The following is a 14,270-nucleotide window of genomic DNA, read 5'->3' as shown; positions in this document are numbered from 1 at the left end:
GCGTGCCCCGGTCGGTTTCTGCAATAGGGTCAAACATGTCGTCTGGTGCGCAAACTTCTCCGATCCTGGCCTCGGTTCTGATGGTCAGCGCAATGGCGATCATCGGGGTGATCGACAACGTAGTGATCCTGCTGGCCGACACGGTCGGGCTGTGGCAGTTCCACCTGAGCCGGTCCACCCTGATGCTGCCGCTGATCATCGGCTTGTCCTTGTTGGGATTCGGGCGCTTGCGTCCCGTCCGGCCGGGTCCGGTGATGCTACGCAGTGTGCTGATCACGCTGGCCATGCTGTTCTATTTCACCTCGCTGGCGCTGATGCCGATTGCGCAGGCGCTGGCAGGTCTGTTCACCTCTCCGATTTTCGTGCTGCTGATTTCGACGCTTGCAATGGGGCAGAGGATCGGGCCATGGCGCATTCTGGCCGTCCTACTGGGGTTCGCTGGGATTCTATGCGTGCTGCAACCCAATCCGCAGGATTTTGATGCCCGCACCCTGCTGCCGGTGGCCGGAGGGTTGTTCTATGCCCTCAGCGCCATCATCACGCGCAGCCATTGCGCGGGTGAAAGCACAGTCGCGCTGTTGGCGGCGATGGTGATCACACTGGGGTTGACGGGATTGATCGGAGTGGGGGTTCTAACCCTCTTCCCCATGATATCGCCCCCAGGGCCCGACGGGTTTGTCACGCGTGGCTGGGTGTGGCAGATGCAAGACGCTGTGCCATGGATCATCGTGCAGGCTGTAGGGTCAACAATCGCGGTTTTCATGCTGATCAAAGCCTATCAGGTAGGCGAGCCATCCTATGTTGCAGTGTTCGAATACTCGGTCATGATTTTCGGCCCCCTGTTTGCGTGGGTCGCCTTTGGTCAATCCATCGGGCTGATGCAGATCGGAGGGATTGGTCTGATCGCGACCGCCGGAGCGCTGCTGGGCTGGCGGGCTGGTCGCGCGCCCGCCGAGCAGGCGGCGGCATGATCATCTCAAATGGCCGTAGATACGTGTTTGTCCACATCCCCAAAACCGGGGGAACGTCGCTGTCTCTGGCGTTAGAGGCGCGGGCTATGAAGGATGATATCCTTATAGGCGATACACCCAAGGCCCTACGGCGGCGCAAGCGGCAGAAGGCTTTGACAGGCGTTGGCGCTTTGACGAAACACGCACCGCTTTCTGCGCTGGATGGGCTGATGACACCGGTTGCGTTGCGCGGCATGTTCACGTTCACGCTGGTGCGCAACCCTTGGGACAGGATGGTCAGCTACTATCATTGGCTCAGAACCCAAAAGTTTGACCACCGGGATGTCACCTTGGCGCAAACCCTTTCATTTCAGGATTTCGTCTTGCACCCGCAGATTGCACGATCCTTCGCAGCCAATCCCGCAAGGCGCTATATGACGCTGACCGACGGAACCGAACATTGCAGTGCCTTCATCCGGCTGGAGTATTTTGACCGAGACGCCGCCCCGCTATTCGACCATTTGGGATTTCGGGTGGCATTGCCCCTGAGCAACAGGTCCGAGCGGGCACCGGATTATCGCAGTTACTATTGCGCCAAGACACGTGCGGCTGTGGCCGAGGCTTGCGCCGAGGATGTCGACAGGTTTGGGTATCGCTTTGATTAGCAGTACGTTCCGTTTGGAATCTTGAAAAAGTGCAAATGGGAAAGCTGGCGCAGGGGGGCTGCGCCAGCTTCTTTGACTTTTAGGCCGCTTTGGCTTCGGGGTCGAAACGCCCGTAGAAGCTTTGACCCTTCTCCGCCATTTCCCGCAGCAGCGGCGGGCAGGTGAAGCGTTCACCGTAGGCTTCGGTCAACTGATCGCAACGTTCAGCCGCATAAGGTGTGCCGATGATGTCCAGCCAGCTCAGCGGGCCACCGGACCACGGCGCAAAGCCCCAACCCAGGATGGCGCCCACATCGCCTTCGCGGATGTCTTCCAGAACACCTTCCTCCAACGCGCGGACAGCTTCCAACACCTGCGCGAACATCAGGCGTTCCTGTACTTCGATCAGGTCGGGCTGCTCTTCGGCATGCGGGTATTTCTCGGCCAGGCCGGTCCAGTATGCGACGCGTTTGCCCTTTTCGTCATAGTCGAAGAAGCCTGCATTGGCCTTGCGGCCCAGACGGCCTTCGCCTTCCATCCAGAAGATCAGGTCATCGGCGGGGCTTTCGGGATAGGCGTTGCCCATCGCAGCTTTGGTCGCCCGCGCGATCTTGGCACCCAGATCAATCGAGGTTTCGTCATTCAACTGGATCGGCCCTACGGGGAAGCCCAGCTGACGCGCGGCATTGTCGATCAGCACCGGGCTGACGCCCTCGGTTATCATCCGCAGACCTTCGTTGATGTAAGGGATGATGCAGCGATTAGCGTAGAAGAAGCGTGCATCGTTGACCACAATCGGCGTCTTGCGGATCTGGCGCACATAGTCCAGCGCCTTGGCAACCGCACGATCGCCGGTTTCCTTGCCCTTGATGATCTCAACCAGGAACATCTTCTCAACCGGCGAGAAGAAGTGAATGCCTATGAACTGTTCGGGCCGAACGCTGGCCTTGGCCAGATCGGTGATCGGCAGGGTCGAGGTGTTCGAGGCAAAAATGCAATCCTCGGGGATGATCGCCTCGACCTTTTGGGTCATCTCGGCCTTGACGGAAGGGTCTTCGAACACGGCTTCGATGATCAGGTCGCAGCCTTTCAGGTGGTCCAGATCGGGCGTTGCGGTGATGCGCGACAACATCGCCTGTTTCTTGTCTTCGGTGACTTTGCCGCGCTTCATGCCCTTGTCCAGATAAGCCTCGGTATAGGCTTTGCCTTTATCGGCAGCCGCCTGATCACGATCGACCAGAACAACCTCCATCCCGGCCTGGGCCGAGACCAGCGCGATGCCCGCACCCATCATGCCCGCACCCAGAACGCCGATCTTCTTGACCGACTGATCCGGCACACCGGCTGGACGTACTGCGCCTTTCTCAAGCGCTTCTTTGTTCAGGAACAGCGACCGGATCATGGCACCCGAGGACGGGTTCATCAGGACTGAGGTGAACCAGCGCGCTTCGATCTTCAGCGCGGTGTCGAAGTCAACCAGAGCCCCCTCATAAACTGCACTCAGCAACGCCTTGGCCGCCGGGAAGGCGCCTTGGGTCTTGCCGTGTACCATCGCCGAGGCGCCAACGAAGTTCATGAAACCTGCAGGGTGGTACGGCGCACCGCCGGGCATTTTATAGCCCTTGGCATCCCACGGCTTGACCAGATCGGTGTCTTTCGCGTTCAGCACCCATTCCTTTGCGGCTGCCACCGGATCTGCAGCGATCTCATCGATATAGCCTGCGCCTTTGGCCTTTTTGACGTCCAGCATCTTGCCTTCCAGCAGCAGCGGTGCCGCTGCAATCGCGCCCACCTTGCGGACCATCCGCGTGGTGCCGCCCGCGCCGGGGAAGATGCCGACCATGATCTCGGGCAGGCCATATTTCGCCTTGGGGTTCTCGGCAGCGAAAATGCGATGCGTGGACAGAGGCAACTCCATGCCGATGCCTGCGGCAGTGCCGGGCAGGGCGGTTGCGATCGGCTTGCCGCCTTTCTTGGTCTTGGGGTCCATGCCGGCCAGCTCGATCTTGCGCAGAAGGGCGTGCATTTGCATCGTGCCGTCAAACAGACCTTTGGCCGGGTTGTCGCCTGCCTGTTCCTTCATCACAGCCAGCAGGTTCAGGTCCATGCCGCCCGCAAACGACCCTTCTTTGCCCGAGGTCAGGACGATCCCCTTGACCTCCTCATCCGCCAGCGCCTGATCGATCAGGTCGCTCAGCTGGGCCAGCCCGTCAAAGGACATTACGTTCATCGTCTTACCTGGAACGTCCCAGGTGATCGTGGCGACGCCGTCTGCGTCTTTGGTCAGAGTGAAATCAGTCATTGTCATCTCCAATCTGGTCAGCCGTCAGCGGGCTGCCGTCTTTCCGGGTGAAGGCCTCGCCGTCGGCGTCATCCTTCACCATCATGTCGATATCGCTGTAAAAGCCGGTCTCGGTCGGGGTCCGCGTGCCCACCACCAGAAAGGTCGCGGGCGCGTTGGTTTTGTTCACAAGGTGGTGGCCGTTGGGCTCACCTGCGGGCCAGGCCGCGCAGTCACCGGGCTGCATCTCATGCTCACCATCGTCGTCGATCAATGTGCAGGTGCCGGAAAGCACAATGGCGAACTCGTCCTGCTCCATGTGGTAGTGCCGCAGCGAGGACATCCCCGCAGGCTCCAACCGTACGATGTTGACCCCGTATTGGGTCAGACCGCCCGTATCCCCCAGCCGCTGAACGAAACGACCTGCGGTCGCCTCGGCCAGCTTACCGGGATAAGACGATCCCCCAATAAACGGGATCTGAGAGAGATCCAGCTTGGGCATCAGACCCGCTCGATGATAGTCGCGGCACCCATGCCCGACGCGATGCAGAGCGTGGCCAGACCCGTTTCTTTGTCCTGACGCTCCAGTTCGTCCAGCAGGGTGCCGATGATCATCGCGCCGGTTGCACCCAACGGGTGACCCATCGCGATCGAGCCGCCGTTGACGTTCACCAGCTCGGGGTCCACATCAAATGCCTGCTGGAACCGCAGTACGACCGACGCGAAGGCTTCGTTCACTTCGAACAGGTCGAAATCCGAAATCTGCATGCCGTTGTCGGCCAGGATTTTCTGGGTCACCGGAACCGGGCCTGTCAGCATGATCGTCGGGTCCAGACCGATCTTGGCGGTGGCTTTGATACGCGCGCGCGGCTTGATGCCGTGCTTCTCACCGAATTCCTTGTTGCCGATCAGAACGGCCGCTGCCCCGTCCACGATGCCCGAGCTGTTGCCCGCGTGGTGGATGTGGTTGATCTTTTCCAGGTGCGGGTATTTCAGCAGGGCGACCTTGTCGAAGCCCGGCATCTGCTCGCCCATCATCTGGAAGGCTGGGTTCAGCCTGCCGAGGCTCTGCATGTCAGTGCCGGGGCGCATGTATTCGTCGCGGTCCAGAATGGTCAGGCCGTTGCGGTCCTTGACCGGTATGATCGATTTTTCAAAGCGGCCTTCGTCCCAGGCTTGCGCCGCGCGGCGCTGCGATTCCATCGCCAACTGGTCCGCCTGATCGCGGCTGAAGCCGTATTCGGTGGCGATGATGTCCGAGGAAATCCCCTGCGGTACAAAATAGGTATCCATCGCCAGGGTAGGGTCAACGGCAATAGCTGCGCCGTCCGATCCCATGGGTACACGGCCCATCATCTCGACGCCGCCGGCGATATAGCCGTCACCGGCACCGCCTTTGATCTGGTTTGCGGCCAGGTTCACGGCTTCCATGCCGGAAGCGCAGAAGCGGTTGATGGCCAGACCCGGGATCGATTCATCCAGATCCGAGGCCAGCACGGCCGAGCGCGCCAAACAACCGCCTTGCTCCATCACCTGCGTGACGTTGCCCCAGATCACGTCCTCGACGGCGTGACCTTCCAGGTTGTTGCGCTCTTTCATGGCGTTAAGGGCGACGGCGGACAGTCGCACCGAGGTTACCTCGTGCAGGCTGCCATCCTTGCGGCCCTTGCCACGCGGGGTGCGCAGGGCGTCATAGATATAGGCTTCGGTCATGGGTCTTCTCCTCAAGCTCGATCCGACGGATTGCCGGGCATCAGGTCATAGGGGTGTTTCCAGCCGGGCTGTTCGCTGAGGCGCGTCAGCCAGGCGTCGATATGGGGCCAGTCGGCACGGTCAAAGCCGAATGGTTCAGGGTAGTACAGGTATCCGCAGCAGCTGAGGTCGGCGTTGGTCACGCCGTCGCCCACGATCCAGTCGCGGCCCTCAAGGTGGGTATTCAGAATTTCGTAAGCGGCCTTCAGGCGTCCTTGGTTGAACGCAATGACATCTGGGTTGCGGTGCTCTTCGGGCAGGAAATTGCACAAAAACCGGGTCATCCCCGCATTCGAGCTGAGCTTGTGATTGTCCCACAGGACCCAGCGAAAGATGTCGTAGTTTTCGTCGCGGTCCTTGCCACCGAACTTACCCGACTTTTCGGTGACATAAGCCTGAATGGCCCCGGATTGGCTTGTGCGAAAATCGCCATCGGTCAGGACTGGCACCTCGCCCATTTCATTGACCTCGGCGCGATATTCGGGGGTGCGCGATACGCCTTTGAAAAAGTCCACAAAAACGGGTTCCCATTCCAGGCCCGACATCTCAAGCGCAAGCGCGGCTTTGTAAGAATTTCCGCTTTCTCCGAAGCAATGCAGTTTGATGGTCATGTGCGCGCCCCTCCCGTGGCTTGTGCGGCTATGTCGATATTTCCGAATTTTTGAAGAGAAGAAGTCCGCAGAGTTTTCCCTTCTCCGTAACGGTTCTTTAACGTCAAAGCGGCCTTTTCATGCGTGCGGTACAGGCTGCCGAGCCGATGTTCGCACGATGAAAAGCCTCGCCGTCCTGACTGCGTGCCCAAAGGTGCGATCATAACCCGGATGGCGGGGGGGAAGCGTGCGTTTGCCTTCTTCTCGCTCCAAATACGTCCGCCGGAGGCGGACAGAGTATCTGCGAATTGCCAAAGTTGTCTGGTCCCCGCATCATTCACCGTTTTCGCGCCTCAAGTTCCGAGTTGAAGATGCGCAACTTGTGCGTCAGGTTGTCGTGATCAATCACGCTGTTGAAATTTTCGAACAGAAACGACAGAGCCTCGCCTTCATCCAACCCGGCTTCGGCAGCGAAACCGCGCAGTTTGCGATAGCCATCTTCGGTCATTGCAACCGGAAACCGGCGGGTCAGGCGAAAGCGTTTTGGCATGTCGGTCCTTTGCGAAATCCGGCTGCAAGACAAAATCCCGCAGCCGGTTTTGGATCAGAAGTTTGCCGCATCCAGAGCCATGACAGTGTCAGCACCGGTCTGGATACGCGCCAGATGCAGGCCGGTGGCCGGTAGGCGACGCGCCATGTAGAACTGGCCGGTGGCAATCTTGGTCTGGTAGAACTCGGTATCCGAGGCCCCGCCGTCAAGGGCCGCATAGGCTGCTTTTGCCATTTGCGCCCACATCAAGCCCAGGCAAACGTGGCCGAACATGTGCATGAAGTCGTTCGAACCAGCCAGTGCGTGGTTGGGGTTCTTTGCACCGTTCTGCATGAAGTACATGCCAGCCGCCTGCAGATCCTTGGACGCCGCCTTGAGCGGTTCGATGAACGCCTTGTCAAAGGCTTCGTTCTGGCCACCGTTTTCCTTGCAGAAATTCTTGACGATGTCGAAGAAGGCCATGACGTGCTTGCCGCCATCGGTAGCCAGCTTACGACCCACCAGATCCAGCGCCTGAACGCCGTTTGCGCCTTCGTAGATCATGGCGATACGGGCGTCGCGGGTGTATTGCGACATGCCCCATTCCTCGATGTAGCCGTGGCCGCCGTAAACCTGCTGAGCTTTGACAGTCATGTCATAGCCTTCGTCGGTCAGGAAGCCTTTGATGACCGGAGTCAGCAGCGAGATCAGGCCGTCTGCATCTGCATCGCCGGAACGATGTGCTTGGTCGATCAGTGTGGCACCCCACAAGATGAAGGCGCGCGCACCTTCGGTAAAGCTTTTCTGATCCATCAGGCTACGGCGGATATCGGGGTGGACGATCAGCGGATCTGCCGGGCCGTCGGGGTTTTTCGCGCCGGTCACGTCACGGCCCTGCAGGCGGTCCTTGGCGTATTCGACAGCGTTCTGATAGGCGGCCTCGGCTTGCGCCAGACCTTGCATACCCACACCCAGACGTGCTTCGTTCATCATGGTGAACATGGCGCGCATACCTTTGTGCAGGTCGCCCAGCAAGAAGCCGGTGGCCTCGTCATAGTTCATCACACAGGTCGAGTTGCCGTGGATGCCCATCTTCTCTTCGACCTTGCCGACCGAAACGCCGTTGCGTTCGCCCAGCGAGCCGTCTTCGTTGACGATGAACTTGGGCACGATGAACAGCGAGACACCCTTGATGCCCTCGGGGCCGCCGGGGATTTTGGCCAGAACCAGGTGGATGATGTTGTCGGCCATGTCGTGATCACCGGCCGAGATAAAGATCTTCTGACCTGACACCTTATAGCTGCCGTCGTCCTGCGGTTCAGCCTTGGTGCGCATCAGGCCCAGATCGGTGCCGCAATGCGGTTCGGTCAGGTTCATGGTGCCGGTCCATTCACAGCTGACCATGTTGGGCAGATAGGTGGCCTTCTGCTCGTCGGTGCCGTGGGCGAGAATGGCCGAAGCCGCGCCGTGGGTCAGACCCTGATACATGGTGAAGGCTTGGTTGGCGGACTGAAAGAACTCGCCCACCGCGCTACCCAGGACATAAGGCATGTTCTGACCGCCGAATTCCTCGGGCATATCCAAGCCGGTCCAGCCGCCTTCTTTCATCTGCTCGAAACCGTCTTTGAAGCCGGTCGGCGTGTAAACGACTCCGTTTTCGTGGCGCACACCTTCGGTGTCACCCACAACGTTCAGCGGGTGCAGGACGTTGGTTGCGATTTTGCCGGCTTCCTCAAGAACGGCACCGGTGAATTCGGCTTCCAATTCGTCGTAACCGGGGATTTTCGACCCCGAAACGTTGAGGACTTCGTGCAGAATGAACTGCATGTCTTTTGTTGGCGCGTTATAGACGGGCATAAGAAGCTCCCTTTAATCTCAAATGTCCGGAGGTGGGGCCGCAGGGCTACTCGGCGGCTTTCTTTTCGTTCTTCATCGAGGCGATCACTTTCTCGCCCCAACGCAACTGTTCCTTCAGATCGTCGATGGCCTGCGTCAGTTCTTCGCGGCGGGCCTCCATATCGGTCAGACGCTCGCGGGCGATCTCAAACGTGCGGGTCATCTGCGTCATCTGCTGATCCCCCACATGATACAGATCCAGAAGTTGCCGGATTTCTTCTAGGCTAAAGCCAAAGCGCTTGCCGCGCAGAATCAGTTTCAGGCGCGCCCGGTCGCGTTTGGTGAACAGGCGTTTTTGCCCCTCGCGGATCGGGAACAAAAGTTCTTTGGCCTCGTAAAACCGCAATGTGCGCGGCGTGACGTCATAGGTCTCGCACATTTCACGAATGGTCATCAGATCTTCGGTCATGGTTTCAGCACTCTTGTCACTGGCGTCTATCAAGTACAGTTGCGCAGTCGATGCGCCACTTACAACACGGAGATGACGTTCACGTAATGCAAACGCTACGTCACAACTTTAGTTGACGTAACTTCCGTTTGCGTCAAGTCCGTTTGAGGGTGAAATCCCCAACGTCACGTCACGTTATTTTCAGATTTCGACAGCTGGCCAACACCCAATGGAAACGGGAATTGCAACAGCAATCCCTTTTGCGGGGCTTCAAGAGGGCCGCAATAGGCGTTGAGGTCAGTCCAGCGACCTGGCGGTCTGATCGCGCATGGTTTTCAGAGCGTCGATCGCCTCATCCAGTTGCTGCTTTTGCTTGTGTAGTTCAACTAATTGGACATCGGCCAAGTCGACAAAAGCCTTCATCTGCGCCTGGTTGCCCTGATCTTCGTATATCAGCAGCCATTGGCGGATGTCTTCCAAGGGAAAGCCGTATTTGCGCCCCCGCATGATCAGCGTCATGCGGGCGCATTCGCGTGGACCATAGAATCGCGCACGGCCTTCGCGGTCGGGTTGCAACAGCTCGATATACTCATAATAGCGCAGGGTGCGCGGTGTCACATCGAACTGGGCGCACATCTCTTTGAATGACAAACGGTCGTCGGGCATTCCTGATCTCCTCTGGCGCAGCCTATGACCTACGCCTGACAAGCGCAACAGGTGGGCTTGCTCTTTTGCGGGCCACGCGCTCATAAAGGGAGAAACCAAGAAGGTACAAATAGATGGTCGACAAAGCTGCTATCGCGCGTCAGTTCATCGAGGCGATCCCACATGCCAGGGCGCTGGGCATGACGCTGACTGAAATCGGTAACGGAGAGGCTGCGATTACAATGCCCTATAACGTGGAATTGGTGGGCGATCCGCGCACTGGGGTCATCCATGGCGGCGCTGTATTTGCCGTTCTGGACACCTGTTGCGGCGCCGCTGTCATGAGCCACCCGTCCGCGCCCGGTGGCACGGCGACCATCGATTTGCGCATCGATTATATGCGCGCGGCAACTCCGGGTCAGACCATCACCACGCGCGCGACCTGCTACCACATCACCCGTAACGTGGCCTTCGTACGCGCCACCGCGATGGACGAAAATCAGGACCTGCCGGTGGCCACGGCCTCGGGCTCTTTCACGGTGGAGGGGCTCTGATGGCGCGCAAACGTCCCGAACCCGTACAAGTAGTCAAACAGCGCCGGGACGCGGCGCTGAACGCGATTGTCGATGGAGTGCCTTATATCCGGTTCATGGATTTCAGCTTTGATCGGCGTGGGGATGAGCTGACCGGGGTGTTGAACTATGACGAAAAGCTCATCGGAAATCCGATCCTTCCCGCCCTGCATGGGGGCGTCACCGCAGCCTTCCTTGAGGTCACGGCCGTGATCACCTTGAGTTGGGAGTATTTCCTGCCCAGCATCGAGAGCGGTGAGCTGGATGCCGAGCAGATCGCGCGGGATGAGACGATCCGCTTTCCCAAAACCGTGGATTTCACGGTCGACTATCTGCGATCCGGTCTGCCGCGCGATGCCTATGCGCGGGCTATCATCAGCCGGTCGGGGCGTCGCTATGCCTCGGTCCGGGTCGAAGCATGGCAGGACAATCATGCGCGCCCCTTTGCGCAGGCCACGGGTCATTTCCTGATGCCACAACCTATGACCAAGGGTAGCTAGCATCCATGCAGGACGCTTCGGCGCCAATAACGCATGGACGGGTGCTGAAGATTGCCCTTCCTATCGTGTTGTCAAACGCCACCGTTCCGATTTTGGGCGCGGTCGATACCGGCGTTGTGGGCCAGATGGGGCAGGCGGCCCCCATCGGAGCCGTCGGCATGGGCGCGGTGATCCTGTCAGCGATTTACTGGATTTTCGGGTTCTTGCGCATGGGCACGACCGGTCTTGCAGCGCAGGCGCGCGGCGCAGGCGATACAGCCGAGACCGGTGCGCTGTTGATGCGCGGCCTACTGCTGGGCGGTGCCGCTGGTCTTGTATTCATCGCTACGCAAGTATGGGTGTTCTGGGGGGCCTTCGCGCTGTCCCCGGCCAGTCCCGAGGTCGAGTCCCTGACCCGCGCATACCTTGAAATTCGTATCTGGGGCGCGCCCGCGACGATTGCGCTTTATGCTGTGACCGGGTGGTTGATTGCTATCGAACGCACCCGTGGCGTGTTCCTTCTTCAGATCTGGATGAACGGGCTGAACATCCTGTTAGACCTTTGGTTTGTTTTGGGGCTGGGTTGGGGTGTCGAAGGCGTCGCCATCGCCACTTTGATCGCCGAGTGGACTGGTCTGGCGTTGGGTCTGTGGCTGTGTCGCAGCGCGTTCGGCGGCAATCAGTGGCGCGACTGGCCCCGGATATTCAACGCCGCACGTTTGCGGCGGATGGTGCAGGTGAATGCGGATATCATGATCCGGTCGGTGCTGTTGACGGGCTCATTCACCACCTTCTTGTTCGTGGGTTCCGATCTGGGCGACGTCAATCTGGCGGCCAATCAGGTCCTTCTGCAGTTTCTGGAGATCACAGCTTTTGCGCTGGACGGATTCGCCTTTTCAGCCGAGGCGCTGGTGGGCGGCGCAGTGGGTGCACGGGACCGGTATCAGGTGCGGCGGGCGTCGGTCATGGCGTCGCAGTGGGGTGTGGGCGGAGCCTTTGCCTTGGGCGCAGTGTTCTACCTTGCCGGGCCTGCGCTGATCGACCTGATGTCCACCTCGCCCGAGGTTCGTCTGGCTGCGCGAGAATACCTGATCTGGGCGGCGCTGGCCCCGGTGATCGGGGTGGCAAGCTGGATGTTTGACGGCATCTATATCGGGGCAACCTGGACGCGGGATATGCGCAACGCGATGATCCAGTCGGTTGCGATCTATGTGGTCGCCCTGTTCTTACTGGTGCCGACGCTGGGCAATCACGGCCTTTGGGCCGCGTTGATGGTTCTGAACATTGCGCGGGGATTGACCTTGGGCTGGCGCTATCCCCGGCTTGAGGCGCAGATCTCTTAAAGCAGGTTCAGCAGGTTCTCGGGCGGGCGTCCGATGGCGGCCTTGACGCCATTGATCGCCAGAGGGCGCTCGATCAGGATCGGGTGTTCCGCCATTGCCGCGATCAGTGTGTCCTCTGACGTGGTTTTGGTCAGCCCGAGTTCCTTGAACTGTTTTTCACCCGTCCGCATCATGTCGATGGCGGGTACGCCCAAAAGGGCCAGTGTTGCGCGCAACTCATCCGCCGAGGGGGCGTCTTCAAGGTACTTCCGCACCTCGACCTGCGCGCCTTTTTCCTCAAGCAACGCCAGTCCCGCGCGGGATTTGGAACAGCGGGGGTTGTGCCAATATTCGATCATAACCAGTCCTCACGTTTACTGCCCACAGCCTGTGCGACAGTGTCGAACCCGTCGCGCGCCAGAAGTTTATCCAACCCCTGCACGATCTCAGCGGCCAATGAGATGCCGCCATAAACCATCGCCGTGTAGAACTGCACGGCAGAGGCTCCGGCGCAAATCTTGGCATAGGCCTGTTCCGCCGTGCTGATCCCACCAACACCGATCAGAGGGATTTGACCTTCTGTCAACTGGCTCAGCCGGGCCAATACGCGGGTGGATTTCTCGAACAGAGGTGCGCCGGACAGACCTCCGGCCTGATCCTTATGCACACTTCGCAGCCCGTCGCGGGACAGGGTGGTATTGGTGGCGATCACCGCATCCACGCCGGTTTCCCGAGCGACATCAGCAATGTCTTGCAATTCGTCTTCGGTCAGATCGGGGGCGATCTTCAGGAAGACAGGCAGGGGACGGGGCAGGGCATCGCGGGTTTCGATCACTCCGCCTAGCAACGCACTGAGCGCAGCCTTGCCCTGCAGGTCGCGCAGTTTCTCGGTGTTAGGGGACGAGACATTGACCGTCGCGAAATCCAGATGTGCCGCGCAATGGGCCAGCACCTTGGCAAAGTCGCCGGGGCGGTCGTCGCTGTCCTTGTTCGCACCCAGGTTCAGGCCGATCACAGCGTCTTTTGGGCGATCCGCCAGACGAGTGGCCATGACCTCCATGCCTTCGTTGTTGAAGCCAAAGCGGTTGATGGCGGCCTTGTCTTCGGACAGGCGAAACAGGCGTGGTTTGGGGTTACCGGGCTGCGGGCGTGGGGTCACGGCACCGACCTCGATAAACCCGAACCCCACGCGGGACAGAGGTGTCAGAACCTCGCCGTTCTTGTCGAAACCAGCGGCCAGCCCAACCGGGTTGGGCAGATCAAGCCCAGCCACCTGTGTGCGCAACCGGGACGAGGTCACAGGACCGGGCGCGGGGGCTAGCCCCGCTTTCAACGCCTTGATCGACATCCCATGCGCGGCTTCCGGATCCATCCGGTGCAGGGCGGCAAGGCCCAGTTTCTCGGTCAGTTTCATCCGAAGCTCTCTCTGCCTTGGGTCGGCGCGCAACGGATAAGCCGCGACGTGTCCACCGCTGCCTGACGATGCACGACCGCTTTTTGGTAATCCGGGTCCGTGACCATTTCCATGAACGCATGAGCGGTGGGATAGCTGGCGATAAAGACTGCGTCCCAAACCTCGTCCTGCGGGCCAATCAGGGTTGTTTGAAACGCGCCGCTCCATAGAATATGTGCGCCGATACGGGCGATGATCGGGGCGGTGTCGCTCCCGTAGTTGCGATAGGCCTGCGCGCCGGTCAGACCGGCATCGGCCAGATCGTGGTCATCCGGGTACGCGGCCTTGGCGCGGAATTTCACCAGATTGAGCATCTCGATCGGATGGTCGCGGTCCAGATTCTTGAACGCCTCGAACTGCGCGCGATCTGGGTCGACGTAGCGGGTCATTCCATCTCCTCGGGGAACTGGTGGGCCTGCCCGTCAAAAGGCAAAGGCTTGGCCCAATGCACATCCGTCATCCTGATCTGCCGGTAGAGATGCGGAAACAGCGCGCCCCCGCGCGAGACCTCCCATTTCAGGTCGTCACCCATCGCGCCGGCGTCGCAGGCCAACAGGGTCAGACCGTCGATCCCGGCGAAATGCTTGGCCGCTGTCTCGGCTGCTTGCTCGGCCGTCGAGAAATGGACATAGCCGTCTGCGACATCAATCGGAGCACCGTCCGTCGCCCCATCGGACTGCAAAGCGGCCCATTCGTCGGCCCGGAAAATCTTGTAAATCAGCATGGGGCCGTGATGCCTCGCACGGCGGGTAGAATCAAGCTGGATTTC

Annotated in this window: 17 protein-coding genes; 5 read left to right on the top strand and 12 right to left on the bottom strand. The window is 59.7% G+C overall.

Annotated features, from left to right (window positions below; translation table 11 throughout):
• Nucleotides 1-35 precede the first annotated feature (35 nt).
• Complete coding sequence (locus GOV80_RS02755) at nt 36-971, top strand: DMT family transporter (protein WP_170782758.1); 936 nt, start codon at nt 36-38, stop codon at nt 969-971.
• Nucleotides 968-1,615 (top strand): sulfotransferase family 2 domain-containing protein, encoded by a 648-nt coding sequence (locus tag GOV80_RS02750; protein WP_170782757.1) that lies wholly within the window; start codon nt 968-970, stop codon nt 1,613-1,615. Before GOV80_RS02755 ends, GOV80_RS02750 begins: the two co-directional genes overlap by 4 nt.
• 79 nt (nt 1,616-1,694) lie before the next feature.
• Here the strand turns inward: GOV80_RS02750 and GOV80_RS02745 are convergent, their stop codons facing one another.
• The 8 genes from GOV80_RS02745 to GOV80_RS02710 all read right to left on the bottom strand — a co-directional run bounded on the left by GOV80_RS02745 (nt 1,695) and on the right by GOV80_RS02710 (nt 9,696).
• Nucleotides 1,695-3,896 (bottom strand): 3-hydroxyacyl-CoA dehydrogenase NAD-binding domain-containing protein, encoded by a 2,202-nt coding sequence (locus tag GOV80_RS02745; protein ID WP_170782756.1) that lies wholly within the window; start codon nt 3,894-3,896, stop codon nt 1,695-1,697.
• Nucleotides 3,889-4,377 (bottom strand): cupin domain-containing protein, encoded by a 489-nt coding sequence (locus tag GOV80_RS02740; protein WP_170782755.1) that lies wholly within the window; start codon nt 4,375-4,377, stop codon nt 3,889-3,891. Before GOV80_RS02740 ends, GOV80_RS02745 begins: the two co-directional genes overlap by 8 nt.
• On the bottom strand, nt 4,377-5,588 hold the full coding sequence (locus GOV80_RS02735; RefSeq protein ID WP_170782754.1) for an acetyl-CoA C-acetyltransferase: 1,212 nt from the start codon (nt 5,586-5,588) through the stop codon (nt 4,377-4,379). Before GOV80_RS02735 ends, GOV80_RS02740 begins: the two co-directional genes overlap by 1 nt.
• Nucleotides 5,589-5,599: 11 nt before the next feature.
• Nucleotides 5,600-6,238 carry a glutathione S-transferase family protein gene (locus GOV80_RS02730; protein ID WP_170782753.1) on the bottom strand — a complete coding sequence of 213 codons (639 nt, stop codon included), beginning with the start codon at nt 6,236-6,238 and terminating at the stop codon, nt 5,600-5,602.
• Between the two features lie 316 nt (nt 6,239-6,554).
• Nucleotides 6,555-6,767 carry a hypothetical protein gene (locus GOV80_RS02725; protein WP_170770159.1) on the bottom strand — a complete coding sequence of 71 codons (213 nt, stop codon included), beginning with the start codon at nt 6,765-6,767 and terminating at the stop codon, nt 6,555-6,557.
• 54 nt (nt 6,768-6,821) lie between these two features.
• Entirely contained in the window at nt 6,822-8,603 is a 1,782-nt protein-coding gene (locus GOV80_RS02720; protein ID WP_170770161.1) for an acyl-CoA dehydrogenase C-terminal domain-containing protein, read from the bottom strand.
• A gap of 46 nt (nt 8,604-8,649) precedes the next feature.
• Nucleotides 8,650-9,051 carry a MerR family transcriptional regulator gene (locus GOV80_RS02715; protein ID WP_170770163.1) on the bottom strand — a complete coding sequence of 134 codons (402 nt, stop codon included), beginning with the start codon at nt 9,049-9,051 and terminating at the stop codon, nt 8,650-8,652.
• Nucleotides 9,052-9,327: 276 nt separating this feature from the next.
• Nucleotides 9,328-9,696 carry a MerR family transcriptional regulator gene (locus GOV80_RS02710; protein WP_170770165.1) on the bottom strand — a complete coding sequence of 123 codons (369 nt, stop codon included), beginning with the start codon at nt 9,694-9,696 and terminating at the stop codon, nt 9,328-9,330.
• Between the two features lie 113 nt (nt 9,697-9,809).
• Here GOV80_RS02710 and GOV80_RS02705 point away from each other — a divergent pair, with 113 nt between their 5' ends.
• From GOV80_RS02705 to GOV80_RS02695, 3 genes are read left to right on the top strand one after another with little or no spacing between them, the layout of a single operon-like run.
• The gene (locus tag GOV80_RS02705; RefSeq protein WP_170770167.1) at nt 9,810-10,229 is read left to right on the top strand and encodes a PaaI family thioesterase; all 420 of its coding nucleotides are present in this window, start codon (nt 9,810-9,812) and stop codon (nt 10,227-10,229) included.
• On the top strand, nt 10,229-10,747 hold the full coding sequence (locus GOV80_RS02700) for a PaaI family thioesterase (RefSeq protein WP_170782752.1): 519 nt from the start codon (nt 10,229-10,231) through the stop codon (nt 10,745-10,747). The genes GOV80_RS02705 and GOV80_RS02700 overlap by 1 nt, the downstream gene beginning before the upstream one ends.
• A 5-nt stretch (nt 10,748-10,752) precedes the next feature.
• The gene (locus GOV80_RS02695) at nt 10,753-12,069 is read left to right on the top strand and encodes an MATE family efflux transporter (protein ID WP_170782751.1); all 1,317 of its coding nucleotides are present in this window, start codon (nt 10,753-10,755) and stop codon (nt 12,067-12,069) included.
• Here GOV80_RS02695 and arsC read toward each other — a convergent pair.
• From arsC to GOV80_RS02675, 4 genes are read right to left on the bottom strand one after another with little or no spacing between them, the layout of a single operon-like run.
• Nucleotides 12,066-12,407 carry an arsenate reductase (glutaredoxin) gene (gene arsC, locus GOV80_RS02690; protein ID WP_170782750.1) on the bottom strand — a complete coding sequence of 114 codons (342 nt, stop codon included), beginning with the start codon at nt 12,405-12,407 and terminating at the stop codon, nt 12,066-12,068. The two genes, GOV80_RS02695 and arsC, sit on opposite strands and share 4 nt — an antisense overlap.
• Nucleotides 12,404-13,462, bottom strand: coding sequence for a quinone-dependent dihydroorotate dehydrogenase (locus GOV80_RS02685; RefSeq protein ID WP_170782749.1), 1,059 nt, complete (start codon nt 13,460-13,462; stop codon nt 12,404-12,406). The genes arsC and GOV80_RS02685 overlap by 4 nt, the downstream gene beginning before the upstream one ends.
• Nucleotides 13,459-13,890, bottom strand: a complete 432-nt coding sequence (locus GOV80_RS02680; RefSeq protein ID WP_170782748.1) for a DUF1330 domain-containing protein — start codon at nt 13,888-13,890, stop codon at nt 13,459-13,461. Before GOV80_RS02680 ends, GOV80_RS02685 begins: the two co-directional genes overlap by 4 nt.
• Nucleotides 13,887-14,225, bottom strand: coding sequence for a DUF952 domain-containing protein (locus GOV80_RS02675; RefSeq protein WP_170782747.1), 339 nt, complete (start codon nt 14,223-14,225; stop codon nt 13,887-13,889). The genes GOV80_RS02680 and GOV80_RS02675 overlap by 4 nt, the downstream gene beginning before the upstream one ends.
• Nucleotides 14,226-14,270 lie beyond the last annotated feature (45 nt).

Source organism: Ruegeria lacuscaerulensis (assembly GCF_013034685.1).
Classification (GTDB): domain Bacteria; phylum Pseudomonadota; class Alphaproteobacteria; order Rhodobacterales; family Rhodobacteraceae; genus Ruegeria; species Ruegeria lacuscaerulensis_B.
This window is presented reverse-complemented; position numbering and strand designations above follow the sequence as displayed.